The sequence below is a fragment of the Kordia sp. genome (assembly GCF_050633145.1).
Lineage (GTDB): Bacteria > Bacteroidota > Bacteroidia > Flavobacteriales > Flavobacteriaceae > Kordia.
Genome location: NZ_JBOEFY010000009.1, coordinates 22,816 through 45,524, shown reverse-complemented (window position 1 = coordinate 45,524; position 22,709 = coordinate 22,816). Strand labels below are relative to the sequence as shown.

The window sequence follows — 22,709 nt, the reverse complement described above, 5'->3', positions numbered from 1 at the left end:
AAATGAAGAAGATATGTTTCTTATTGTTATGGTGTTGTTCGGTTTCCGCTTTCGCGGGAACTGAAACAGCGCTAAATGAAGTTAAAAAAGGGCAACCGTTGGTTTTTATTGCAGGTTTTGACGAAGGCGATAATACCTATTATACAAATGCTAAAAACTACTTTGGCAATCAATATTATCAGGTTGTAGAAAAGACAGAAAGTTTAGCTGAGATTCTAGATTGGTTGCGTTTGCATTATGACGCAAATGTATATGGAGATATTCACATTGTAAGTCATAGCAATCCTTGGCGCGGTTTATCAATGAAAACCAATAGTGAAAGCGATCGCATTACAGCTGCTACTTTAGAAGATGCATTGCAAATGAAAGAAGTAGTGCCATTAGCGAATAATTTCTTGCGAAAAGACACTAAGATTATATTTCATTCTTGCGGATTGGGCGCAAATAAGGCACTATTGCAACATCTAAAAAAAGCGTTTACCGCAGATCCAGACATTCCGTTGTATGCTTCTGAGTTTTTCAATGTTTTTGGCGGAAAATATGCAGAACACTATTTAGCAAAAACGTATTACGGATATTATCCAACCGCACATTCGCCAGGACCAAGAGCGTTGGCAATGGAATTCAAAAAGAAATATCCGAACGTAAAAGCCGATTGGGAAACGGTTTTAAAAACACGAGCTGAACAATTGCCAGGTGAGTTGTATACCTATCGTTTCAACATTCCTGTAGAGTGGGAATTTGAATTTGAAGCCAAAGAAGACATTCCAAATTTTAAAAACACACAAGAAATCATCGATTGGATTTCGGAAGATGAAGCGTTACTCAATACCATCACAGCATTCAACATTCCAATAGAAAAATTCAGATGGTTGACAAAAGTACGCGGCAATACCTTATTCATCAAAGGGAAAACAACGATTTTATGTGTGATGCAACCGATTATGAAAGAAGATGCTAAAACGGAATATTCACCTGTGATTGTTAACGGAATCAGTTACACGAAAGTGTGATTATAAAATAAAAAAAATGGAGTCTAACTATTTAGACTCCAAATTTCTCAAAGAATATACTACTAAACTTATTTTTTTATAAATTTCAAAGTCTCGTTAAAACCTTTAATTTTCATAAAATAAACACCATTGCTTAATTGGGAAATAGTAATACTAGAAACGTCTCTTTCTTCATTGAAAACACCTTTTTTAACAACTTCCCCTTTTATATTGATGATTGAATATTGTTTCTGATTCAAATTGATATTCTCCATTACTTTAAGATTGATAATATCTTCTGCAGGATTAGGATATAGTTGAATTGGAGTTGTTGTAGTTTGAAAATCTTCGATTGATAATAAAGAAGGATTGCTATATTTTAGAATGATAGAATTTTCTGAGTTTCGTCCGCTTATATAAATTGAACTATAATCGTCTGAGGCAAATAAATTTGTCAGCGCATGATTTGTATTGTCTGTTGAAGCTCCAGAATAACTGATATCATGTAATATATATCCGTTATTGCCAAAAGTTGTATCTATAGTTCCGTCTGGTAAAAATCTGGCAACTATAAGATTCGGCTTTTTAAAGCTTGTTAGGTTTTCATTAAAAGTAGTTCCTGCTAAAATAATTTTTCCATCAGGTTGCACTAAGATTCTTTGAAAGTTTGCAAATTCATTAGGATTAACTTCTAAAGATAGGGTAAGTCTATCTTCTGTTCCAAAATCAATTGATGTACCTGTTGAGCTCCACTTATGAATTATATTTATAGGATTTACTGTAAACGTATTGTTAATTCCAGTAAGCATGTAAATATCATTATTAGTGTCTATTGTAGTATTCGTTTTCACTACATGTGAAGGGTTGGAATATGGCGCACTTCTTTTTATTGGATTTGTAACTCCGTTTTCGATAATAACTATTGACGATCTATAATGAGATACAGAATTTACATGATAATACGTACCTCTACCAGTTAAAACTATTTTAGTATCCGATAAAATATCTACATCAACAGCTCTATCATCTGAAGAATGTCCAACAGAACTACTTCCTAAATTGATTCCAATATTACTTGCTGTGTAGTGAAAAGAAGTATCTGGAGTGCCATCAAAATCATATTTTCTTAAAAATAAATCATCAACACCAGTTCCAGAACGATCATCATTTCCGCCTATAAAAATACTTCCATTGGGCGATGTCGTTACAATTAAAGAACTTTCAATATCATCAACATCAAGATTAATATATCCTTGACCATTACCAAAAGTTGCATCATGAGTTCCGTCTAAATTATATTTAGACATGTAATATGTAGTGTATAAGTTTTTTGAGAATGTAGCTATTTTATTGTCTGTATTTGAGTATAAAATTCCGTATCTGTAATTCCCAGGTTCTATCATATTTATATTCCCAGAATTTCCAAATGAGGTATCTAAACTACCATTTGAATTTAGACGATGAATAGTATTATTTTCTTTATAGATTATTTTGTTATCAGGTTGAAGGCAATCATTATATACTCCTATATCAGTAGTATTAAATTCCACATAACCATTTGTTCCAAAGTTAGTGTCCAAATTACCGTCTTGCGCAAAGCATAAAGAAGTAAGCATTATACATGCTAGAAAAGTATTTTTTTTCATTAAATAGAGATTTTTTTAAAGTTTTAAAATTTGATTCATTTTTAATTCCAAATTGTTCATGGTTCTGTTCAAAAGCACAATTCAATACGTAGAATTATTAAAATATTTAGTTATACAAAAAGAGGTGTACATTATATAGAAACAATCATTTTTATGTGGTGTACGTATAATATGTCATAGAAGGCTTGAGTGTAACCTTATTTTTTTTACTTTTTTACAGCAAGTGCTACTTCTTAGTTTTAAGACGCTATTATTGAATAATGTAAAGCTTATAAAAAACACTATGAATTATGGAGAATCATGTATTTAGATATAAAAAAGGTCTTTTTAAAAACGAATTCTAGATAAGTGGTAACGAATACTAAAGCTACCCAAATTGTTCGTCGGTTTCATCGCATATTTGAACTATAAATCAAGTATAACAATTAAAATAAACAATTATGAAACGTACAACATTCACAACATTAGGATTAGCAGCAATGACATTAATAGCTTGTAACACTTCTACGAAAGAAGTTAAAACTGAAAAAGTACAAGATTTAAATAAAGTAGAAAATGTAGCTGAAGAAACCACTACTCAATTTGAAGAAAAAGCACTAGAAGATTGCATCGCATATTCAAAAGTAGTAAACGATATTAAATTGATGGAAGCTGCCGAAGCTCAAAAAGTAGCAGATAGCATTGCAAAAGCAGAATTGGATTTAAAAGAAGCATTGGCAAAAGCAGTAGAAGCAAGAAAGAAAAGAGAATCAACTCCAGAAGCTTTAGCAAAAAGAGCAAAAGAAGCAGAATTATGGTTCAAAGCTAACTATGAAAGTGTTGTAAAAGCATACGACTCAAGCTATGAAGGTTTACGTGTAAAATTGACTACAGAAGGAGATATTTATGAAGTAGCGTTATTTGTAAACGGTGAATGGAAAAAAGATCAGAAGTTAATGAAGCAATTAGAAAAAGTAGAAGTAACCAAAGATTTAGCGCCAGGAAAAGCAATAGCGATCACCGTAAAAAATGCATAATATGAATTGGTTGCCAAGCGAACGGAAACGTGACAAAAACACCTTATCTATAAAAAAGATAAGGTGTTTTTTTTGAACTCAGATTTATAAGGTTTATTAGAATTTTATGCGGTTAGCTGAATTCATTTAACTAGTCGTTTTTTGATTGATTTTATGGTATTGGCAATTGTTATTTGACTTCAACTTGATTCCAAATTCCAGTTTTTGCAGTTTCTTGCGCGTATGCTAAGAAGGTTTTTGCTTTTCTACCTAAAACACGCTCGACATCATTAACGACCAACTGATTTTTTGGATTCGTTAAAACATGACTGAATAAATACTCAATCAGCCAAACAACGTCATTTGGTAGTTGCATTTGTTTCATACCTTCTACATATTGTTGTAAAGTGATGTCGTGAAAGTTTAAACTTTTGTTGCTCGCTTTTGAAATAATTTTGACAATATCTTTAAACGTGATCAATTCTGGACCTGTTACTTCAATGATTTCACCGTTATACGAATCATCAAGTAAGACTGTAGCCGCAACTTCAGCAATGTCATTAGCATCTACAAATGGAATTAAAACATCAGACATTGGTAAGGCTACTTCTCCAGATAAAATAGGTTCCAAAAAGAAACTCTCACTCCAATTTTGGTTAAACCAAGAAGCTCGTACAATAGTATACGCTATACCAGAGTTCATTACAATTTTTTCACAAGCTTCTGCTTCGGTTTCACCTTTTCCAGAAAGTAACACCATTTTTTTAACGCCTAATTCTTTGGCTAAATAAGTTAAGCTTTCTATGGCTTCTTTGGCTCCGGGAACGGCCAAATCAGGATAATAGGTAACATACATTTTCTCGATACCTTGTAAGGCATGTACCCAAGTTTCTTTATTATCCCAATCAAAAGTTGGCGATGTTGTTCTGGAACCAATTCTAGGTTCAATTCCTTTATTTTTTAATTGTTCTACTACACGGCGACCGGTTTTTCCAGTTGCTCCGATGACTAAAATGTTCGTTTTCATGATGAATTATTTTAAAATGATTTTTGAATAAATGTTGCTATTAATAATAGCGTAAATGAAATGATGCTTGCAATAGTTCTAATGGTGTGATATTGATTCCAAGTACCTTCAAAATAGGTTCTAAAGTTTTTTAACTCTGATAAATCAAAACTGTGAATGTTCAATGCGTCTAGTTCATTGTTTAAGGGAACGTTTCCAAAGGCAGTAACTCCAAAAGTACCTATGAGATAAATGATGGTTGAAGCTAATACTATCCAAAACACAGTTTTATGGTTGAATTGTAGATAGGTAGTTATTAACAATGTAAGTAAGCTTCCGAAGAATACGATAAAGAATGCTGGATTTAAGATTTCTCTATTGATGTTTTGCATGGTTTCCAAATACGTTACATCGCCTACTTTTTTTGTGCCTAATATGACAGAAACTGACCAAGCAAAGAAAAAACCTGTAGAAAGCGCATTCAATAACACCGTACTAAAAAGGACATACGTTTTCATGCCTTTATTTTTTTGTTTAAGTGACTCCCGAAATACAATACAATGAAATACAACTCAACCGCAATAGTGTAAAACATAGGATCTCCGAAAAACTCCGAATAGTTTCCGCCATTAGGAATTACAAATACAGGAACTGTTATAAATACATCTAATAGTGTAACTACAATTACGAATGTAAGCGCGAGTACAGCTGGTTTTATGTAGCTATTTTTATAAAATAGATAGGTTCCTAAACATGCGCTAGGTACAATACCTAATGCTAGTGTGATATTCGATTGCAAATCAGTATCTTCTATAATGGAAACATAAAAAGAAAACAGGTAAAAGCTCACAGCTAATATCCAAACTAATATGGCGCATATAATGCTAAATAGGTTTTTTTGAATCATAATTTTTGTTTTTGAATTATGCTACAAATCTATAGCAGCTGTAGTCCAGCGACTTATTCAAAAAGAATTATGATTTATTCGAAAAGAATTTTACACTTGACTTGGTCTATAACCAAACTTTTTTTCAAATGCGTTGGAGAAAGAACCTAAACTGTCATAACCTACCGCCCAAGCTGCTTCTTGAATCGTTTTTTGCTTATTCTTAATTAAATTGTAGGCTTTCTTTAAGCGTTCATTTTGTAAATACTTAAAAACAGGAACACCAAACTGCGCTTTGAATTCTATTTTAAGTGTATTGGTATTGGTTCCAATTTTATGAGCTAATTCTGTTAAAGAAGGCGGATTTTCTAAATTGGATACTAAAATTTCTTGAGCTAGATTAATTTTTTCAATTTGAGCAGTATTAAGTTTTGTGTTTTCTTGCCTTGCGAGTTGTCCAAAATAGTGTGAAAGTAAAGCAGTCATGTGACTTTTATAAAACAACATTTTAATTTCTCCTTCATAAGTATTGCTGAAGAATTGTTCAACTAGTAGAAACATTTCTGGACTCATTTTAAATACTGGACCTTCAACATACGGGGCTTTTGGATGTACTAATTGATGTAAAAACTTTTCCAAAAATTGACCTTCACCATTCGGTAATTTATCTATGTTTCTAACAGTTGTTGCTATGACTAAACATTGTAGTGATTTTTGTTTCGAAACATGATGTTCAAATTCCACTTTATTATCAGCATAAAATGATAGTACCATTCCTTTAGTATGCTGAAATTCTTTAGTTTTTCCATCAAACTTAACGTTAAGTCCAACATTTCCTGCACCATAAAAGGCGATAGCGATTATAGGTTCGTCAAAAAAACATGAATCAATTACATTGTCATTGGAAGAAGCTTCTTCTAATAAAATTGTATAATCATTTATGTCTATTATTTCACGATTCATTTTTTAGATCTTAGTTAACTTATTGTTCACCTGCGCATAACAAGAATTTAGTCATTTTTAAAACTACAATTTTCTTATGCAACGTCAAAATCATTCAATACGTAACCTAAAAAATATGACCTATATAACAAACACCATCAGATCAGGATGTTTATACGAATATTGAAGTAATTCTTTACTCTTAGTATTTGAAATTATTTTGAATGAAATAGTTTTTGAAGCTACAAATTCAGGAGGTGCTAATCCGATTTTCTTAGCTGCTAACGTATAAAATTCTTCTCGTAACGGATGTTTATCCGAACAACCATTGATAATTTCTCCCCAAATATCTTTTTCTATAATTGCGTTAATCAATTCGATGCAATCATCTTGATGAATCATATTTACAGGAGCTTTTCCGTTAGGAAGTTGTTTTTTCTTTGCTAAAAATCGTCCCGGAACTCTATCATATCCAAAAAGTCCTGCGAAGCGTAGAATTGTCAAACGATCTTTTAAATGTGTTTTTAGAAGATTTTCAACGGCTACAACTGCTTTCCCAGATTCTTTTTCGGGTTGACAGTCTAACGTTTCTGTAACCCAGTCGTTTGTATTTTGATAAACAGAGGTTGAGCTTACAAAAATAACTTTTTGCGTATCGTTGATAAAAGGTAAAATTGCTGTTATCTGCTCTTGATATATTGAAATGATATTTGGAATTCTTCTCGGAGGAAAATTAATCACAATCACATCACTATTTGCTAGAAAATCTGTGTATAATTCGTTGTTAGTTGTAGTTCCTAAAGTAAAAACATACGGTTGAATACTGGCTTCTTGCAATACAGATTCTTTCTCGGGAGAAGTTGTAGAGCCTTTTACGGTATATTTTTGCGCAATGAAGTCTTTAGCCAAAGGCAATCCTAACCATCCACAACCTAAAATGCTAATTTGTTTATTTTTCAATGACTCTATGATTTTGAAGGTTATTTAGATTTGTTTGTAAATACATCAAATGAATAATAAAATTAAAACGCCAAATGTTAAATTATAAATTGAAAAAATATTTTCCCCAAATACCAAATACCAAATACCAAATACCAAATACCAAATACCTAATACCAAAAACCCAACCTACAACAACCTTCTCGGTTCTTCGTTTCCTTCAAGATTCTCCGTTTCCGATTCACTTTCAGCACGTTTCAAAATAGATTCAGGAAGTGATTTTTTGGCTTTTGCGCCCATTTTCTTAATCTTTTCGATGCTTTTAATAATATTTCCGCGTCCTTCAAACAGTTTGTTCATGGCGGCAGAATAGTCAGATTTTGTAGCGTCAATCTTTTTACCAATTCCGATGAGGTCATTCATAAAACCTTCAAACTTATCATACAATGAACCCGCTTGTCGTGCAATTTCGATTGCATTTCGTTGCTGTTTTTCATTATTCCACATGGTATCAATAGTACGCAATGTTGCCAATAAAGTTGTTGGTGTTACAATCACTATATTCTTCTCAAATGCTTTGCTGTATAAAGTTGAATCTTCATTTACAGCAATGGCAAATGCAGGTTCTATGGGAATAAACATCAAGACAAAATCGGGACTTTCTATTTCGTATAAATCTTCGTATTTCTTTGCTGAAAGCTGATCTACATGTCGTTTTATAGATGTTAAATGTTCTTTAAGATTGTTGTCTCTTTCTTCATATTCACTATTTACATACCGTTCATACGCGGTTAACGAAACCTTTGAATCAATCACCATTTTTTTGTTGTTTGGCAGATTGATTACAACATCAGGTAACACGCGTGAACCATCGTCACGAGTAAAATTCTGTTGCACCACATATTCACGATCTTTCTCTAAGCCACTTTTTTCTAGTACGCGTTCTAAAACCAATTCGCCCCAATTTCCTTGCATTTTACTATCACCTTTTAAGGCTTTCGTTAAATTCACGGCTTCTTGACTGATTTGAATATTGGCTTTACTCAGTTCAGATAATTTCTCGCGTAAAGCGGAATGAATACTAATATTTTCCTTTTGACTGTCTTCCACTTTCTTTTCAAAATGTTGAATCTTTTCTTGAAGCGGCGTCAAAATATTTTTAATATTCTCTTTATTCTGTTCAGTAAACTTGGATGATTTTTCATCTAAAATTTTAGTAGCAAGCAATTCAAAATCTTTGCGAAGTTGTTCTTGCTGTTGCTTTAATGATTGATCGCGTTCAATATTTTGCTTCTGTAGATTTTCAAACTCAGAATTCTTTCGTGCCAATTCAACATTTAAAAAATCTTTTTCACGTCTAATTTCTTCGCGTTCTTTTTCCGTTTTAGACAAACTTTCTTTAATACCTTGTAATTGCTGCTGAAACGACTCGTTTTGCTTTGCGTTTTCGGCATTCATCTGTGTTTTCAAATCGTCAAATTGTGATTGCAACTGGCGATTGCGTTCGTGCAAACCTTCTTGCTGTGCTTTTGTTTTTAGATTTCCGATGTACATTCCTAAGAAAATACCAACAGCTAAAAAGACAACAATAAGAACAATATAAATAACGATTTCTGACATGAATTAGATTTTGCGTAAAGATACTATTTTGGTTTAATTATAAATTCAGAATGTTAAATTATGAATCTTTTACATTTGAAAAATCATACTTTCTAAGCGTTTTTTGTAAAATCTTCCAATGATTTCGTAGTTGTCTTTTAATTTCTGGGGCTTCTAGATCTTCGGAAGCTCTATAGGCATAACGTAAATAATTCCCTCTAAATTTTCTAAAACCGTCTTCATCAATGTATTGTTTTCCATTTCTTAAAGTAACTCTTTTAATTTTTAATTTTCTAGTTTTAACACCTTTAAAACTATACAAACGGTATATTTTTCTTTTAAATAAAGGGGCTTTATCAAGTAAATGTTTTTCTTTAATGACTTCAACTCGTTTTGATTTTCGTCTAACCGTATCTTTCATTTCACGATAAAATTGTGCTAAGTTTTTCGACTTAATTAAAGTTTGGTAACCATAAAATTCAAACCCTAAATAGTTTAACGGAAAGTTTTTAGTTAGCGAATTATCTTTTTCAATTTTAAATGATTGCAAACGACCAGCATCAATCCTAAAAAGTATTTTTTCTGTTTTTTCAAATGATATGGAAAGTTTAATTTTTTTGATTGCCTTTTTTACAAATTCTTCTACAAAATCAATTTGATTCTCTTTACACAGAAACACAATATCATCCGAATATCTTCGGTAAAAAATATCATATTTTAAAGTTAATTCATCGATTACATCTTCGTCAAAAGCAAGCATGTAAATATTGGCTAATAATGCACTTATTGGTAAACCTTGAGGAATTCCCATAAGCTTCCCATTTTCGTTTTTCTTCTGATTCTTGTGAATAATAATATCCGAATCTACAAGTTCTTTTATGTTCTCAAAAAATGTATGCTTCCCTTTATTTCTTAAGTGTGCAATTTTCTTTTCGTCAAAATGATTATTCTTGGTTCTTAGATCATTGAGTTTTACGTATGAAAATCTAGTGCATGCTTTAAAAAGATTGTAATGATCTTTAGGAAGTGTTTTGTAGCCTAATAATTTCGCCCAAGCTAATTTTAAAATTTTGTGATCCAAACTTGGGAAGAAGTTTTCAATATCTAAAACAAGCGCAACACAATTTTCTCGTTTTTTGATTTCATCAAATACATCTTTTGCGAAATGAACATTATTCTTATACTTTAGATCATCTTCAGTTCTTATTTGTCTATATGCAGTTATTGAGTCAGATAAGAGAGGATTTCTTTTTAAATATTCTTCATATTTTGGGGTAATAATTTTTTGTGTATAATAAGAATATACATGCGCATCAATATGTGAAGCATATAAAATATCTCTGATTTTGGTATTGGAAATAATCTTTCCATTTTTCTCTTTTTTGTGTGAACGTCTTGTTACTTCACCAAAAGTAGATTGTTTAAATCGTCTTTGTTTTATTTCTTTAAAGATTAAAGGATAAAATGAATGTCCTGCTACTTTATTTGGATTCGAAACATATCTTAGAACATTTTTCTTAACACGCAAAGGTGTTTTATTAGAAAAGTGTAAATATCCTCTATTCTTAAACCAATCTTTTTGTTTCTGCATAATTAAAAAAGTAAGAGAAGTTCCCGCGTATTTTGAATGAAATATAACATAACACTCCTTTAAGTTGAACTACAAATCGAGTTCTCGATTCACGCTGCATTTTTACATCAATAACTTTAAACATATTAGAAACCATGATTACAGATTATCCAATAGATTTGCTTAAATTTGTATATATACAATTACTGTTAGTCATAACGGGAAACCCAGTTAGAATACTCTTAAATTGTATAACCTCATTTGAAATAAGATGTTCTCCTCGCGAGGATAATATATTATTTCAAATAATTACACTTATCTTAATCTCCATATTTATTTTCCCTGTTTACAGGTCGGACTAAGTGATGAATATTAATTCATACGCTAGTTCTGTAAATGTTATACTTAGTATAATTTAAAGAACTTCCTTACTTGTTTGTAAATATAATTTTTTCCGTACATTTAAAAAAAATATTACATGAGTTTTAAAAATAAATTTGGTATTGGAGATATAGTTACTTTAAAATCACATCCTTTAAAAAGAGATCATTCAAAAATTAAAGAACTAAGTTTATTAGTACCTCCTTTAATGTTGGTAAAAGAAGTACAATTTGAAGATCAAAAAAACAAAAAAATATTCAGTGAAGAAATTGAAAACGCAAAAGTGTCAGACATTATCAAATATGTATGTATTTACTTTTGTGCTAATACAAGTAAGTTTGAAGAAAAAACTTTATATGAATCCTTTTTAATTTCGTATAGTGAATTGAATTTTTATAAGGAATTAGATAAAGAGAAAAAGCCTGAAAAAGATATTGAATTAATTCCAGAAGTTTCAACTTATTATAGCGATTTTGATTATAAATATGGGAAGACTATACAGTTTAAAACTAAAAAATTGGAACATAGAAAATCTTATATTAAAAATAATGAATACTTGAAAAATTCGTCATTCCAAACACCAGATTTTGTGTTGTCAGGAATAAAAAAAGAACCTCAAGAAAAACTATTCTACCCTAATGGAGATAAAAAAAGAATAGTTTCAGATATATTTTATAAAGTAATGTGGTTTAATTATGTCCATCAAAAATTTAGCGAAGAATACTTTCCAAAAGAATTTTTTGTAGAAGGCTTGGAAATTTAAAATTATTTTTAAAGACTTCATAATCATCCTGTACACTTTCTTACATGTAATTAGCGGAGAGTACAAAAATCAAACAGGAAATAATGTATACAATATTTGTAATAAGCATACCGAGTCCAAATTTTTGAGTTTTTTCATAAAATACTAGAATCATATTAAAAAAAGACCAAAATAGAGAGATGTAAAACAGTCCGATAAGGATTAAAAAATGTATGCCAGGCATATGGCCTTTCTGAGGAATATAAATATAACAAATAAGAGAAAGCAATAAAAATACTCCATGGATTCCAATACCAGTCAACAGTCCTTTTTTTAATTGTAAAAACATCTATTTTTTCCGCATTTTAAACAATACAAGGATTTCCATAACCACAGCAAATAACAACAAGGCTGTAGTCACATAAAAATAGGTGTAAAACGTTTTGTGGCTGGCAAGTCCTTTTTCTGGAAAATCTTTTAAAATCAGGTTCAAAAATTGAATAACATACACAAGAGAAATGATAAACAAACCATTTGTAATGAGGTAAATAAGTTTTGCATACCAATTTTTAAACCTTGTCAACAATACTCTAATTAAATACGCAATTGAAAATGTAAATGATAGTGTAATAAACCAATAATAAGCACTTGGTAAAACAAAATAAGTATCATAAAAATTAACATCTATGGTAGAAATTCCTGTAAAAGTCTCCATATCCATAGGAAAACCGTGAATACCATAAAATAGCAAAAGGATAAAAAATATGTAAATAAGTTCTTTTTTCATGTGTGAAAGTTGTTAGGAAAATAATAGTACAGTATCATTTTCAGAAAGTTTCATTTCTTTTTCAAACTGCAGTCCAATTTTGTTTAGTAATCCGATTGAAGCAACATTGTTAGTATCGGTAATGGCAACTACTTTGGCAATTTGCAATTCTTTTGCTGCATGCGTTAATGTTGCTTTAGCTGCTTCAAATGTATAGCCTTTTCTGCTATAATCAGGTAATAATGCAAATCCGATATCAACATCGTCCAAAGAATCTCTATTAACCAAACCGCACATTCCAATAGAAGTAGAGCTTTCTTTGAGTTCCATTAACCACAATCCGAAACCATTTTCAGCATAGCTTTTTTGCAAACTAATTTCAATATATTCTTGAGCTGCTTCAAGCGTGTGAATATTGCGATCGCCAATAAATTGAATCCATGATGGTGTATTTACCAACTGTAGCACAAAATCAGCATCTTTCAATGAAAATTCACGCAAACGTACACGATCCGTTTCTAATATTATTTTCAAAATGTAACCCTTTAGTTGTAAAATTATTGAATTAAAACACAAATAAAAAACTACAATAAAATGGTTTTGGCACAGTACTTGTAATATATAAATTGTAATACGATGAAGACGTTACACAGAGCTGGTTACTTGAAGTAAAAGAGTCGTACTTACATTTTGGTTGGTTAGTTTAGTTAAAAAAACACTTCACGCTTGTGAGGTGTTTTTTTCTTTTAGTGATGTCTCGTCCTGAAAAAGGCGCATTAAAAAATATTAGTTGAACTAATCCCGCTATAGAGTTTTTTTTTAATTAAAATCTCGTTGAAAAGCAATCTAATACATAGAGATTTTTAATATATTAGCTACAATTCTCCTTAAAAATTTACAACTGTACCTATCATATGAATTACAAACGTATAGCCTACCTATTTTTATACTGTTGCAGTCAATTTTTATGCGCTCAAAATTACATATACAAAGAATTCGGAATTACTGATGGACTGCCAAGTTTGGAAGCACATCAATTGCATCAAGATAAAAATGGAATTATTTGGATTGCTACTGATAGAGGAGTTGCGAGCAATAACGGATACGAAATTAAAACCTATGGTGTTAATGATGGTTTATTAGATGTGGTCATATTAGACTTTTACCCACAAAAAGACGGAACTATTTATTGTGCAACGTTTAATAATCAATTATACTCTTTCAATGAAAACTACAAAGGCTTTAAAGCGTATCCATATAATAGACTTCTAAGAGAACTTAAATCTGACCAACATATTAATGATTTGTATGTTGATGATCAAGGAAATATGCATATTTCTTGCGAAGCTATGTATGGACAGTTTAAGATTTCAAAAGAAGGTGAATTGTTAGAAAAACCTGAGGATAGAGAAGCATCAGTTGATGATAAGTATTGTTTACAACTAGATAAAAAAAATGATGACACCTTTTTTTTATCATATGTATCAGACAGTTCTAAAGTCAAAAAGAATGCATTGTATTTTAAAGCAAAATCACTCTTTTATACAGATGCAATTTCACTTCCAGGTACTAAATACATAGTATACAAAGATGGTACAAACCTACATATAGCAAGTGCCAAAGGAAAACTCTTAAAAACCATTACAGACACAAAGCTTATCATTTCATTAAAAGCCATTGATGAGACTACATTTTTCGCAGGATATAGCTTTGGAGGTGGTATTATTTTTAATGTTGATGGCACTATCAAAGAACACTTTTTAGAAAATGAATCCATTACAGATTTTTTAATCGATCATGATGGAGGATATTGGTTCACTACCTTACATTCGGGAGTTTTCTACATAAAAGAACCAACGATAAAATTTATGCATACAGGCATTTCTTCTCCTGTAAAATCATTGGTGAAAAATTCAAAAGGGGAATTGTATGTTGGTTACAGATCTGGCGATGTACTAAAACTAGATGAAAAACATCAGGTTTCTTCAGTGCAAATTTCAAATGAAAATGTAAAGTCACTTGTAGAATTTGATACCATACACAAACAGTTGTATGCACATTCGTTGCCTTATTTTTTTAAGGAAGATGAAAATGAACAGAAAGAAATTTTTACGGATTCAATTTTTACGGGGTACACAGTTAAATTATCTGAACCGACAACAGAAGGAATTTTTATTGCTCAAAAAAGACGAATTATACATGTCAATCAAACGGGCTATAAAGAGTATAAAATGTCTTATAGAATACACGATGTAGTACAATGGGATGACGAAATATACTTTGGAGCGCCAGACGGTGCCTATTTATTTAAAGAAGGGAAAGTATCTTCTTTAATGAAAAAAGATCCATTATTTCAAAATAGAGTAGATGATATCGATATAAATTTTGGTAGAGAAGAAGTGTATTTTGCAACTTTAGGTGCTGGAATTATTATTTACGATAAAAAAACAGAGGAAATACGAAATATTACACAACAAGATGGATTGTGTAGTGATATTATTAATGAAATCCATATTAAAAATAAAGATGAACTTTGGGTTTGTACTAATTTTGGTTTGAATAAAATAAAATTCACAGAAAACAATACATTTCAAATTACGGGACTTAAAAGTTCAAACGGTTTATTAAATGATGGAATTAGCGATGTGGAAATCATTAAGGATACGGTGTGGATTGCTTCTAAGAAAGGTTTAATATATGCGCCCAAGCGATTGTTTGATGCAAAAACAACGACCAATTCGTATTATTTGAAAGTAAAATCGTTTCATGTAAACGACTCGTCAGTTGCACAAGAAAAACTAAAAAATCTTTCTCATGAAGAAAATAGAATCGAGTTTTTGGTAGAAGGCATTCATTTTAAAGCTGCCAATGAGCTAACCTATACATATAAAATGGAAGGTTTAGATACAAAATGGTATCAAACCAAAAATAGACGCATATCGTATCCGGCATTGCCTTATGGAAATTATACATTCAAAGTAAAAGCATCAACAGTAGCAAAAGAAGAAAGCGCTACGTTCATAGAAATTCCTATTCAAATACACGCTCCTTTTTGGAAGCGAACTTGGTTTGTGATATCTGTCATTCTATCAATAATTGTACTCATTTATTTATTCTTTAAATATAGAATTCTTTCTTATAATAGAGACATTATCCGTGAGTTGTTACGCTTGCTAGTCAAAAAAATAAGGCAAAAAGATTTATACTTCACATTCAAAGAAGCAGGAAAAGAAATAAGAATAAAAACAGATACAATACTATATGTAAAATCTGCAGGTAACTATGTAGAAGTCATCACCGAACAAAAAAACTACACTATACGTACTAAAATTGGCGAGTTCATTAATCTCATGCCAGATCCACTTGAATATTTACGAATTCACCGTTCATACATTGTTCGAATTGATAAAGTGGCTGAAAAAAACAACAAAGAAGTTACGGTAAACGGTGAAAAAATCCCTGTTAGTAATTCGTACGTAACTGAATTGAATAATTTGATTTTTTAGTCAGAAAAAAATCATCCCAAATTTATCCTATTTCGTCACACTTCATTTTTTACTCATCACTATTTTAACGGTAAACGATCACAAAGCTTTTAAAATTAGAGACTTATATTTTTCATGTCTATACATTTGAATTATTAACTAAAATTCAAATAGATTATGAAAAAACAACACATGAAATCACTAAAGCTAAACAAGAAATCAATTTCTAACTTCAACACTATTGAAGTCAAAGGAGGAAGACCGCCTAAAACTGTATTTAGATGTAATGAAGAGACTATGGAACAAGGATGTACAGTTGCGATATCTAATCAACCTATTGACTGTGTGTATACGTTGGTATTATGCTATTATACTGAACTTTGTTAGTAGTAGTGTAATTATACGTTAGCCATTACGTGTTTCGCCTAAATTGCCTTGTAGTATTGCTGTTTTAGGCGAAACACTTTTATAATCAACCAAAAAAGCTTTCAAATGCTAAAATTTTGTTAGAATTTAAAGGACCGTACAATATTTTGGCATAGAAGTTGGTTTATAGTATATGTATTATGATGATGACAGTACATAGAGCTGGTTACTTGCGTAAAGAGAGTCATATTACATTTGGTTGGTTAGTTTAGTTAAAAAAACACTTCACGCTTGTGGAGTGTTTTTTTCGTTTTAGTGAAACTCAAAATTAAAACTCCTGATTTGTAAAGTCTGTAAAACACACACAGCATTAAAATGAAACCATTGAATTAACACAATTTTGATACTATTTAACAGAAAACAAATTCTTTTTAAGAAATAGTGTAACGTTTTGGCACAGATATTGTCTTATACAATGTGTATTACGATGATGACAGTACAAAGAGCTGGTTACTTGAGTAAAGAGAGTCGTATTACATTTTTGGTTGGTTAGTTTATAAAAACGTCTTATCGCTTGATAAGGCGTTTTTTCATGATAACTACTTATTTTTCACTTTAAAACTTCCCGAAGCCGCATCAAATACAATTAAATCATTTGGGAATAAAGCTTCAAACACACCTTGTTCAATCAACTCGCATGGCGTTCCCGAAAACACATTGCCATTATTCATCACAATCATTTCATCACATAACTGAATTGCCAAATCGATTTCATGTGTAGAAAACAACATCGTTTTTTGTGTATCGTGTGCTAATTTTTTCAGAAGATTCAACACATATGCTTTATGATACATGTCTAAATGCGTTGTAGGTTCATCTAAAATAATCATCGAAGTATCTTGCGCCAACGCACGTGCAATCATTACTTTTTGCAATTGTCCATCACTCAACGTATAACATTTACGATGTTTCAATTCGAGCAAATTTGTTTTCTCCAAAGCACTTTCCACAATTGCGTGATCGTTCTTAGAAAGATTTCCAATCCAATTGGTATACGGTTGACGACCGAGTGCAATCAATTCTATAACGGTTAAATTTTTAGAAGGAATTTGTTCAGTTAATACCAAACTAATTTCTTTTGCCAATGCTGCATTTGAATAGGAGTGAAGCGATTTGTTCTGTAGATTAATCTCTCCTGAAAGCGGTTCTTGAATCTTAGCCAACGTTCGCAACAACGTAGATTTTCCAATTCCGTTTGCACCGACCAACGCGACTAATTTTCCTTTCGAAATCTTAAAATCAATCGCTTCTGCAATCACTTTTGTATTCGCTTTATCTTGATAGCCAATACGTAAGGAAGTAGCTTGTAAAACTGGATATGTATTTGTTGTTGAAATATGTTTTTATTTGAGATAGTAAAAGTACGAATTATTATTAGTACTGAGTATTTAGAAATTAGTATTGAACCATTGTAAAGAAAATTTAATCTGTCAAATTATAAAGTTTGTTAAATAAGATTGGAATTATTTTTTTCTATCTATTTTTAAATATACTTACTTCTGAATGAAATACCTTTTTTTACTCTTATTTCCTTTTCTATTGAACGCACAGACAAATGATCTTAGCAAGTTAGCTTCCTTAGAAGAAAATGAACAAGTAACGATTGATATTTCAATTGGCGGTTGTTTTGGAGCAACGACCAATGCAAAAATTTTAATAAAGAAATTGGATAAAGTTTATGAGTTTGTTTACATAGAAAATATTGTAGAAACACTTTCTAAAATTGATGTAAAACTGCTGCTTTATAAAGAAAAAAAGGAAAAATGGCTTAAAGAAAATTTACATGTATTGGCAAAATATGGTAAAAAGTCAATACTATCTGAAGAAAACTATCAAGCTAAAATAAAACTATTGCGACTCATCATAAAAAGTTTTGATGATTGTAAACGTAAAATGTCAGGAGAATTTTCAATTATTAAAATTAATTCAACAAGCATACAGTATCATAAGTTTTTTACCTGCCATATTATGTTATTGGATTTTTTAGACTTTTAGGTTAGGACGTTTCAATACAGAAAAAATCTAATAATCTAAGAGCGATAGCGATCTAAAAGTAAAACGGTCTAAGAGCGAGGCAAATCTAAAAGCAAAGCGATCTAAAAGTGAAACGGTCTAAGAGCAAAGCGATCCAAAAGCAAAGCGCGTCTAACTATTTATAAAGCTTACTTGTTTATGAGTTTATAAGTTTAGTAGTTTAAGTATTCAAACCAAAATACTAACAGGCGAAGCCGCGTCTAAGAGCAATAGCGACCTAAAAGTGAAACGATCTAAGAGTGAAGCAAATCTAAAAGCAAAGCGAGTCCAACTAAAAAATATGTGATTCTAAAGCTTCTCTATCAAACTTTTTGTCATGAGCATCGTATACAATTGTTTTTTGGTTGGGTTTTTTAAATTCAAAACTTTTGCCCTCAAAAAAATAGCCTTCCAAAAGTCCGATGTTTATCAGTTCAAGAATATATGTGTAAGAAGGGAAATACGAACTTGATTTTGTTTGATCTAAAAACGCAATTATTTTGTCTAGCGTAAACCTTTCTTGCAGACCTGGAGACGAATCAAACGCTATTTTTAGTAAAGCATACTTATCGTGATAGATAACGTTTTTTAAATAATTAAATACTTTTTCTTCAACGTTTGAAGTTCTATAAAACTTTGGTTTTCCTTGAAAAGAAGCTGGTAATAGATCTTTAAAAGCAGCTCTTAAAATTTGCTTATCATATAATAATTCTCCTTTAAGCGTATCAGGTATTTTTTTTATAAGTTCAATCGAAGTAGTATCGAGAAATGGAAATCCTATAAGAAATCCATTAGCTTGACTCAATTTTGTTTCTAAAAACACACCTCTTCGTTGTAGTGATTTTTGGTTTTTATTCAAGTAATTTGTCCATTCATCATCTCCGAATGGCCAAAGTTTTTCACGAAAATTCATCGTTGAAAAATGATACGAAAATTGGAAGAAGTCATTGAATGTGGATGCTCTATAATCTTTCCACTTTTTTCGCAACATATTGTTCATAAACGCTTCCCATGAACCATTTTCATCTTCATCGGAATAGTCTAATGTTGTAGTTCCTCCATTAAATTGATCACTTCCCATACCGCTCAATACATATTGAGACGAGCCATAAGTAGCATGCATTTGCTGCATGAGTTGTGACTTTACTAAATCTTCAAATCCGCAATTAATGGTTTCTTTGGAGAGTACTAATTTTATCCATTCTTCAATGCTGGGTTTATCAGTAAATCCGACAGGAAAAATTAAATGATCCGATCCTTCACGTAGTGTTAATTCACGCGCTCTGTCTATTTCTTCATTTTGCAGACTAGTGGTGGTGCAAATAGAAGCTGCCCGTACGTTTGTTTTTTTTGCAGCCAATGCATATACAATACTTGAATCGAATCCTCCACTGAGTGTAACCGTAACTTCTGAGTGTCCTTCTATTCTTTTAAAAACAGCTTGTTCAATAATTTCACGGTACGAAGTAATAAAATCTGAAGCAGTATAAGTAGCACCAACTTCATCATCAATGCAGTTTTCACGTTGATAAGATGTGATTGTCCACGTTTTTTTAGAAAAATCTAACGTTCCTATTCGACTTCCTTGAATTCGAGAGATGCCATCAACTATTGTTGGAAAAGTATTTGAAGATGCGCTTGATTTTCGTTTATAAAGTAATTGATCCCAATCAAGGTGAAGCGCGTTGCGATGCTGTTGCGTAATGGCTCTGATTGTATTAGCGCAACTAAAATCCATGTTGGTTTCATCCCAAAAGAAGTAAATAGGTTGTGTAGAAAATGCATCTGTAATAAGATGCATTTTTTTAGTATATCCATCTATAATACATAATGCAAAATCCCCTTCGCTACGCTCCAAAAGATATGATAGTCCTTTAGTTTTATAAATGTTTTCAACATTTTCTTGCGTCGTAAAATTAGAATTGAAACGTATTTTTCCTGTAATCCAAATTTTAATAGTGTTTTGGTATTGTTCTATTTTTTTTGGAGATATATTTAAAAAGAAAGGAATATTTGTATTCATTAATTAGGGAATTTTTCTTTTAGTATTTTTTATCATTCATCTATGTCATCATCACTATAAGGTTCAGATGTACTTGCTGGAGTAATTAAATCGTGCGGATAAGTTGGTATTGGATTAGTATCTGCTCCACCAATGAGATTCATTAATGTCTTACTATCTAACTCCTCAGAAAGAAACGAGAATGCTGTTGTTTTTTGTTTTTTCATACTTTGAGTGTATTTATTATTTATCTGGATCATCATCAGTATAAGGTTCAGTTGCATTTGCTGGAGTAATTAAATCGTGCGGAAAAGTCCTTATTGGATTAATATCTGCTCCACCAACGAGATTCATTAATGTGTTGCTGTCTAATTCTTCAGAAAGCAAAGTAAATGCTGTTGTCTTTTGTTTTTTCATACTTTGAGTGTATTTATTATTTAAGATTCTTCTGGTTCATCATCATCATAAGGTACAGATGCATTTGCCGGAGTTATTAAGTCGTGTGGATTAGTCCTTATTGGAGTTTCATTTGCTCCACCAACGAGATTCATTAATGTGTTGCTGTCTAATTCTTCAGAAAGTAAGGCAAATGCTGTTATTTTTTGTTTTTTCATACTTTGAGTTTATTTATTTTAATTAGTCTTCTACATCATTATCTTCATAAGGTTTAGCGCTTCTTGTCGGCGTTATTAAATCGTGCGGAGGACTTATTGGAGTTGCGTTTGTTCCACCAACGAGATTCATTAATGTGTTGCTGTCTAATTCTTCAGAAAGCAATGTAAATGTTGTTGTTTTTTGCTTTTTCATACTTTGAGTTTATTTATTATTTAAGATTCTTCTGGCTCATCAAGATCATAAGGTTCAGATGTACTTGCTGGAGTTATTAAATCGTGTGGAAAAGTCCTTATTGGAGTTGCGTTTGTTCCACCAATGAGATTCATTAATGTGTTGCTATCTAATTCTTCGGAAAGCAACATAAATGCTGTTGTTTTTTGCTTTTTCATACTTTGAGTTATTTATTTTTTATGACTCTTCTGGCTCATCATCATCATAAGGTTCAGATCTGCTTGCCGGAGTTATTAAATCCCATGGAGGACTTATTGGAGTTGCGTTTGTTCCACCAACGAGATTCATTAATGTGTTGCTGTCTAATTCTTCAGAAAGCAATGTAAATGTTGTTGTTTTTTGCTTTTTCATACTTTGAGTTTATTTATTTTTAAGACTCTTCTGGATCATCGTTATCATAAGGTTCAGAGTTTCTTGCTGGCGTTATTAAATCGTGTGGAAAAGTCCTTATTGGAGTTGCGTTTGTTCCACCAATGAGATTCATTAATGTGTTGCTATCTAATTCTTCGGAAAGCAATGTAAATGTTGTTGTTTTTTGCTTTTTCATACTTTGAGTTTATTTGTTTTAATCAGTCTTCTACGTCATCATCGGTATAAGGTTTAGATGTACTTGTCGGAGTAATTAAATCGTGTGGATTATTATTAATTGGACCAGCGTTTGTTCCGCCAAAGAGATTCATTAATGTGTTGCTATCTAATTCTTCAGAAAGCAACATAAATGATGCTGTTTTTTGTTTTTTCATACTTTGTATTTATTATTTAAGATTCATCTGGTTCATCATCATCATAAGGTTGAGATCTGCTTGTCGGCGTTATTAAATCGTGTGGATTCGTATTTATTGGAGTTGCATTTGCACCACCAACGAGATTCATTAATGTGTTGCTGTCTAATTCTTCATAAAGCAACGTAAATGATGCTGTTTTTTGTTTTTTCATTCGTTCAGTTTATTTATTTTTAAGATTCTTCTACCTGATCATTATCATAAGGTTCAGTGCTACTCGTTGGAGTTAGTAAATCGTGCGGATAAATTCTTATTGGAGTTGCATTTGTACCACCAACGAGATTCATTAATGTATTGCTATCCAATTCTTCAGAAAGCAACGTAAATGATGTAGTTTTCATATTGTTGTTTTATATGTTAGTAATACATCAAAATAAAAACAAGAAAAGGAAGAAAAAAAAGAATGTATACTACAATTCCGTGAATTACTAGAAAACTTTGTTCGTTAGAATCCTCTATTAGTAGTGTTGTTTGGTTTGCGCTTCGAAAAAATGAAATCGATACAAAGCTTATTAAAAATGATTGCCAATATAGTAGTTGAGTTTGGTTATGAATGCTTACGAACATCAGTATTTATTAGGGTAAAAAACTCTATTTTTTTCAATTCTTAAACTCATAATTACAAAAAGTACGGAGTACCATCTAACAAGTCTAAAAGCGAAGCGGTCTAAGCGAAAAGCGCGTCTAACTA

General features: G+C 31.3%; 28 protein-coding genes. 6 read left to right on the top strand and 22 right to left on the bottom strand.

The annotated features are described in order from the left end of the window. The first annotated feature begins 2 nt into the window (after window positions 1-2). A complete protein-coding gene (locus ACRBBL_RS05345) occupies window positions 3-1,013 on the top strand; it encodes a hypothetical protein (RefSeq protein ID WP_431367989.1) in 1,011 nt (336 codons plus the stop codon). A 68-nt stretch (window positions 1,014-1,081) separates the two neighbouring features. On the opposite strand, the gene ACRBBL_RS05340 is transcribed toward ACRBBL_RS05345, so the two are convergent. Next, complete coding sequence (locus ACRBBL_RS05340) at window positions 1,082-2,638, bottom strand: T9SS type A sorting domain-containing protein (RefSeq protein WP_431367988.1); 1,557 nt, start codon at window positions 2,636-2,638, stop codon at window positions 1,082-1,084. A 440-nt stretch (window positions 2,639-3,078) separates the two neighbouring features. Between ACRBBL_RS05340 and ACRBBL_RS05335 the strand changes: the two genes are divergently transcribed. Then, window positions 3,079-3,654, top strand: coding sequence for a hypothetical protein (locus ACRBBL_RS05335; RefSeq protein ID WP_431367987.1), 576 nt, complete (start codon window positions 3,079-3,081; stop codon window positions 3,652-3,654). 169 nt (window positions 3,655-3,823) lie between these two features. Here ACRBBL_RS05335 and ACRBBL_RS05330 read toward each other — a convergent pair whose 3' ends face one another. The 7 genes from ACRBBL_RS05330 to ACRBBL_RS05300 form a co-directional block, all read right to left on the bottom strand. Then, the gene (locus tag ACRBBL_RS05330; protein WP_431367986.1) at window positions 3,824-4,660 is read right to left on the bottom strand and encodes an NmrA family NAD(P)-binding protein; all 837 of its coding nucleotides are present in this window, start codon (window positions 4,658-4,660) and stop codon (window positions 3,824-3,826) included. Between the two features lie 11 nt (window positions 4,661-4,671). Further along, window positions 4,672-5,157: a DUF1772 domain-containing protein gene (locus ACRBBL_RS05325; protein WP_431367985.1), complete on the bottom strand. Its 486-nt coding sequence runs from the start codon at window positions 5,155-5,157 to the stop codon at window positions 4,672-4,674. After that, complete coding sequence (locus ACRBBL_RS05320) at window positions 5,154-5,546, bottom strand: hypothetical protein (protein ID WP_431367984.1); 393 nt, start codon at window positions 5,544-5,546, stop codon at window positions 5,154-5,156. Before ACRBBL_RS05320 ends, ACRBBL_RS05325 begins: the two co-directional genes overlap by 4 nt. A 90-nt stretch (window positions 5,547-5,636) precedes the next feature. Further along, on the bottom strand, window positions 5,637-6,488 hold the full coding sequence (locus ACRBBL_RS05315) for a helix-turn-helix domain-containing protein (RefSeq protein ID WP_431367983.1): 852 nt from the start codon (window positions 6,486-6,488) through the stop codon (window positions 5,637-5,639). Window positions 6,489-6,608: 120 nt separating this feature from the next. Next, the gene (locus tag ACRBBL_RS05310; protein WP_431367982.1) at window positions 6,609-7,427 is read right to left on the bottom strand and encodes an SDR family oxidoreductase; all 819 of its coding nucleotides are present in this window, start codon (window positions 7,425-7,427) and stop codon (window positions 6,609-6,611) included. 168 nt (window positions 7,428-7,595) lie between these two features. Beyond that, window positions 7,596-9,026: a DNA recombination protein RmuC gene (rmuC, locus tag ACRBBL_RS05305; RefSeq protein WP_431367981.1), complete on the bottom strand. Its 1,431-nt coding sequence runs from the start codon at window positions 9,024-9,026 to the stop codon at window positions 7,596-7,598. Window positions 9,027-9,084: 58 nt separating this feature from the next. Further along, window positions 9,085-10,596 carry a reverse transcriptase domain-containing protein gene (locus ACRBBL_RS05300; protein ID WP_431367980.1) on the bottom strand — a complete coding sequence of 504 codons (1,512 nt, stop codon included), beginning with the start codon at window positions 10,594-10,596 and terminating at the stop codon, window positions 9,085-9,087. A gap of 457 nt (window positions 10,597-11,053) precedes the next feature. Between ACRBBL_RS05300 and ACRBBL_RS05295 the strand changes: the two genes are divergently transcribed. After that, complete coding sequence (locus ACRBBL_RS05295) at window positions 11,054-11,719, top strand: hypothetical protein (protein WP_431367979.1); 666 nt, start codon at window positions 11,054-11,056, stop codon at window positions 11,717-11,719. Window positions 11,720-12,047: 328 nt separating this feature from the next. On the opposite strand, the gene ACRBBL_RS05290 is transcribed toward ACRBBL_RS05295, so the two are convergent. Both ACRBBL_RS05290 and ACRBBL_RS05285 read right to left on the bottom strand, forming a co-directional pair. After that, window positions 12,048-12,485 carry a hypothetical protein gene (locus ACRBBL_RS05290; RefSeq protein WP_431367978.1) on the bottom strand — a complete coding sequence of 146 codons (438 nt, stop codon included), beginning with the start codon at window positions 12,483-12,485 and terminating at the stop codon, window positions 12,048-12,050. A 12-nt stretch (window positions 12,486-12,497) separates the two neighbouring features. After that, window positions 12,498-12,998, bottom strand: coding sequence for a GNAT family N-acetyltransferase (locus ACRBBL_RS05285; protein WP_431367977.1), 501 nt, complete (start codon window positions 12,996-12,998; stop codon window positions 12,498-12,500). Between the two features lie 380 nt (window positions 12,999-13,378). Here ACRBBL_RS05285 and ACRBBL_RS05280 point away from each other — a divergent pair, with 380 nt between their 5' ends. Together ACRBBL_RS05280 and ACRBBL_RS05275 are read left to right on the top strand one after the other, a co-directional pair. Beyond that, window positions 13,379-15,970: a ligand-binding sensor domain-containing protein gene (locus ACRBBL_RS05280; protein ID WP_431367976.1), complete on the top strand. Its 2,592-nt coding sequence runs from the start codon at window positions 13,379-13,381 to the stop codon at window positions 15,968-15,970. Window positions 15,971-16,126: 156 nt separating this feature from the next. Then, entirely contained in the window at window positions 16,127-16,336 is a 210-nt protein-coding gene (locus ACRBBL_RS05275; protein WP_431367975.1) for a hypothetical protein, read from the top strand. 578 nt (window positions 16,337-16,914) lie between these two features. Here ACRBBL_RS05275 and ACRBBL_RS05270 read toward each other — a convergent pair. Continuing rightward, the gene (locus tag ACRBBL_RS05270) at window positions 16,915-17,634 is read right to left on the bottom strand and encodes an ABC transporter ATP-binding protein (RefSeq protein ID WP_431367974.1); all 720 of its coding nucleotides are present in this window, start codon (window positions 17,632-17,634) and stop codon (window positions 16,915-16,917) included. Between the two features lie 244 nt (window positions 17,635-17,878). On the opposite strand from ACRBBL_RS05270, the gene ACRBBL_RS05265 reads away from it, so the two are divergent. Continuing rightward, window positions 17,879-18,370 carry a hypothetical protein gene (locus ACRBBL_RS05265; protein ID WP_431367973.1) on the top strand — a complete coding sequence of 164 codons (492 nt, stop codon included), beginning with the start codon at window positions 17,879-17,881 and terminating at the stop codon, window positions 18,368-18,370. A 310-nt stretch (window positions 18,371-18,680) separates the two neighbouring features. On the opposite strand, the gene ACRBBL_RS05260 is transcribed toward ACRBBL_RS05265, so the two are convergent. Genes ACRBBL_RS05260 through ACRBBL_RS05210 form a run of 11 tightly spaced genes read right to left on the bottom strand, consistent with a single transcriptional unit; the run spans window position 18,681 to window position 22,359 of the window. Further along, the gene (locus ACRBBL_RS05260) at window positions 18,681-20,411 is read right to left on the bottom strand and encodes an asparagine synthase-related protein (protein ID WP_431367972.1); all 1,731 of its coding nucleotides are present in this window, start codon (window positions 20,409-20,411) and stop codon (window positions 18,681-18,683) included. Between the two features lie 32 nt (window positions 20,412-20,443). Further along, a complete protein-coding gene (locus ACRBBL_RS05255) occupies window positions 20,444-20,617 on the bottom strand; it encodes a hypothetical protein (protein ID WP_431367971.1) in 174 nt (57 codons plus the stop codon). 16 nt (window positions 20,618-20,633) lie between these two features. Further along, complete coding sequence (locus ACRBBL_RS05250; RefSeq protein WP_431367970.1) at window positions 20,634-20,807, bottom strand: hypothetical protein; 174 nt, start codon at window positions 20,805-20,807, stop codon at window positions 20,634-20,636. A gap of 20 nt (window positions 20,808-20,827) precedes the next feature. Further along, window positions 20,828-21,004, bottom strand: a complete 177-nt coding sequence (locus ACRBBL_RS05245) for a hypothetical protein (protein ID WP_431367969.1) — start codon at window positions 21,002-21,004, stop codon at window positions 20,828-20,830. Between the two features lie 22 nt (window positions 21,005-21,026). Further along, the gene (locus ACRBBL_RS05240) at window positions 21,027-21,197 is read right to left on the bottom strand and encodes a hypothetical protein (RefSeq protein ID WP_431367968.1); all 171 of its coding nucleotides are present in this window, start codon (window positions 21,195-21,197) and stop codon (window positions 21,027-21,029) included. A 20-nt stretch (window positions 21,198-21,217) separates the two neighbouring features. Beyond that, window positions 21,218-21,394 carry a hypothetical protein gene (locus ACRBBL_RS05235; protein WP_431367967.1) on the bottom strand — a complete coding sequence of 59 codons (177 nt, stop codon included), beginning with the start codon at window positions 21,392-21,394 and terminating at the stop codon, window positions 21,218-21,220. Between the two features lie 19 nt (window positions 21,395-21,413). Next, window positions 21,414-21,587 carry a hypothetical protein gene (locus ACRBBL_RS05230; RefSeq protein WP_431367966.1) on the bottom strand — a complete coding sequence of 58 codons (174 nt, stop codon included), beginning with the start codon at window positions 21,585-21,587 and terminating at the stop codon, window positions 21,414-21,416. Window positions 21,588-21,606: 19 nt separating this feature from the next. Further along, window positions 21,607-21,783: a hypothetical protein gene (locus tag ACRBBL_RS05225; RefSeq protein WP_431367965.1), complete on the bottom strand. Its 177-nt coding sequence runs from the start codon at window positions 21,781-21,783 to the stop codon at window positions 21,607-21,609. A 22-nt stretch (window positions 21,784-21,805) separates the two neighbouring features. Beyond that, a complete protein-coding gene (locus ACRBBL_RS05220; RefSeq protein WP_431367964.1) occupies window positions 21,806-21,952 on the bottom strand; it encodes a hypothetical protein in 147 nt (48 codons plus the stop codon). A gap of 43 nt (window positions 21,953-21,995) precedes the next feature. After that, window positions 21,996-22,172, bottom strand: a complete 177-nt coding sequence (locus ACRBBL_RS05215; protein ID WP_431367963.1) for a hypothetical protein — start codon at window positions 22,170-22,172, stop codon at window positions 21,996-21,998. 19 nt (window positions 22,173-22,191) lie between these two features. Continuing rightward, window positions 22,192-22,359 carry a hypothetical protein gene (locus ACRBBL_RS05210; protein WP_431367962.1) on the bottom strand — a complete coding sequence of 56 codons (168 nt, stop codon included), beginning with the start codon at window positions 22,357-22,359 and terminating at the stop codon, window positions 22,192-22,194. Window positions 22,360-22,709 lie beyond the last annotated feature (350 nt).

Excerpts from the sequence above, each read along its gene's own strand:
- ACRBBL_RS05320 (WP_431367984.1), bottom strand. The coding sequence starts at position 5,546 with ATGATTCAAAAAAACCTATTTAGCATTATATGCGCCATATTAGTTTGG.
- ACRBBL_RS05235 (WP_431367967.1), bottom strand. The coding sequence starts at position 21,394 with ATGAAAAAGCAAAAAACAACAGCATTTATGTTGCTTTCCGAAGAATTA.
- ACRBBL_RS05275 (WP_431367975.1), top strand. The coding sequence starts at position 16,127 with ATGAAAAAACAACACATGAAATCACTAAAGCTAAACAAGAAATCAATT.
- ACRBBL_RS05225 (WP_431367965.1), bottom strand. The coding sequence starts at position 21,783 with ATGAAAAAGCAAAAAACAACAACATTTACATTGCTTTCCGAAGAATTA.
- ACRBBL_RS05330 (WP_431367986.1), bottom strand. The coding sequence starts at position 4,660 with ATGAAAACGAACATTTTAGTCATCGGAGCAACTGGAAAAACCGGTCGC.
- ACRBBL_RS05345 (WP_431367989.1), top strand. The coding sequence starts at position 3 with ATGAAGAAGATATGTTTCTTATTGTTATGGTGTTGTTCGGTTTCCGCT.
- ACRBBL_RS05215 (WP_431367963.1), bottom strand. The coding sequence starts at position 22,172 with ATGAAAAAACAAAAAACAGCATCATTTACGTTGCTTTATGAAGAATTA.
- rmuC (WP_431367981.1), bottom strand. The coding sequence starts at position 9,026 with ATGTCAGAAATCGTTATTTATATTGTTCTTATTGTTGTCTTTTTAGCT.
- ACRBBL_RS05300 (WP_431367980.1), bottom strand. The coding sequence starts at position 10,596 with ATGCAGAAACAAAAAGATTGGTTTAAGAATAGAGGATATTTACACTTT.
- ACRBBL_RS05245 (WP_431367969.1), bottom strand. The coding sequence starts at position 21,004 with ATGAAAAAACAAAAAATAACAGCATTTGCCTTACTTTCTGAAGAATTA.
- ACRBBL_RS05210 (WP_431367962.1), bottom strand. The coding sequence starts at position 22,359 with ATGAAAACTACATCATTTACGTTGCTTTCTGAAGAATTGGATAGCAAT.
- ACRBBL_RS05325 (WP_431367985.1), bottom strand. The coding sequence starts at position 5,157 with ATGAAAACGTATGTCCTTTTTAGTACGGTGTTATTGAATGCGCTTTCT.
- ACRBBL_RS05220 (WP_431367964.1), bottom strand. The coding sequence starts at position 21,952 with ATGTTGCTTTCTGAAGAATTAGATAGCAACACATTAATGAATCTCTTT.
- ACRBBL_RS05240 (WP_431367968.1), bottom strand. The coding sequence starts at position 21,197 with ATGAAAAAGCAAAAAACAACAACATTTACATTGCTTTCTGAAGAATTA.
- ACRBBL_RS05255 (WP_431367971.1), bottom strand. The coding sequence starts at position 20,617 with ATGAAAAAACAAAAAACAACAGCATTCTCGTTTCTTTCTGAGGAGTTA.
- ACRBBL_RS05315 (WP_431367983.1), bottom strand. The coding sequence starts at position 6,488 with ATGAATCGTGAAATAATAGACATAAATGATTATACAATTTTATTAGAA.
- ACRBBL_RS05230 (WP_431367966.1), bottom strand. The coding sequence starts at position 21,587 with ATGAAAAAGCAAAAAACAACAACATTTACATTGCTTTCTGAAGAATTA.
- ACRBBL_RS05295 (WP_431367979.1), top strand. The coding sequence starts at position 11,054 with ATGAGTTTTAAAAATAAATTTGGTATTGGAGATATAGTTACTTTAAAA.
- ACRBBL_RS05290 (WP_431367978.1), bottom strand. The coding sequence starts at position 12,485 with ATGAAAAAAGAACTTATTTACATATTTTTTATCCTTTTGCTATTTTAT.
- ACRBBL_RS05280 (WP_431367976.1), top strand. The coding sequence starts at position 13,379 with ATGAATTACAAACGTATAGCCTACCTATTTTTATACTGTTGCAGTCAA.
- ACRBBL_RS05265 (WP_431367973.1), top strand. The coding sequence starts at position 17,879 with ATGAAATACCTTTTTTTACTCTTATTTCCTTTTCTATTGAACGCACAG.
- ACRBBL_RS05340 (WP_431367988.1), bottom strand. The coding sequence starts at position 2,638 with ATGAAAAAAAATACTTTTCTAGCATGTATAATGCTTACTTCTTTATGC.
- ACRBBL_RS05260 (WP_431367972.1), bottom strand. The coding sequence starts at position 20,411 with ATGAATACAAATATTCCTTTCTTTTTAAATATATCTCCAAAAAAAATA.
- ACRBBL_RS05250 (WP_431367970.1), bottom strand. The coding sequence starts at position 20,807 with ATGAAAAAACAAAAGACAACAGCATTTACTTTGCTTTCTGAAGAATTA.
- ACRBBL_RS05335 (WP_431367987.1), top strand. The coding sequence starts at position 3,079 with ATGAAACGTACAACATTCACAACATTAGGATTAGCAGCAATGACATTA.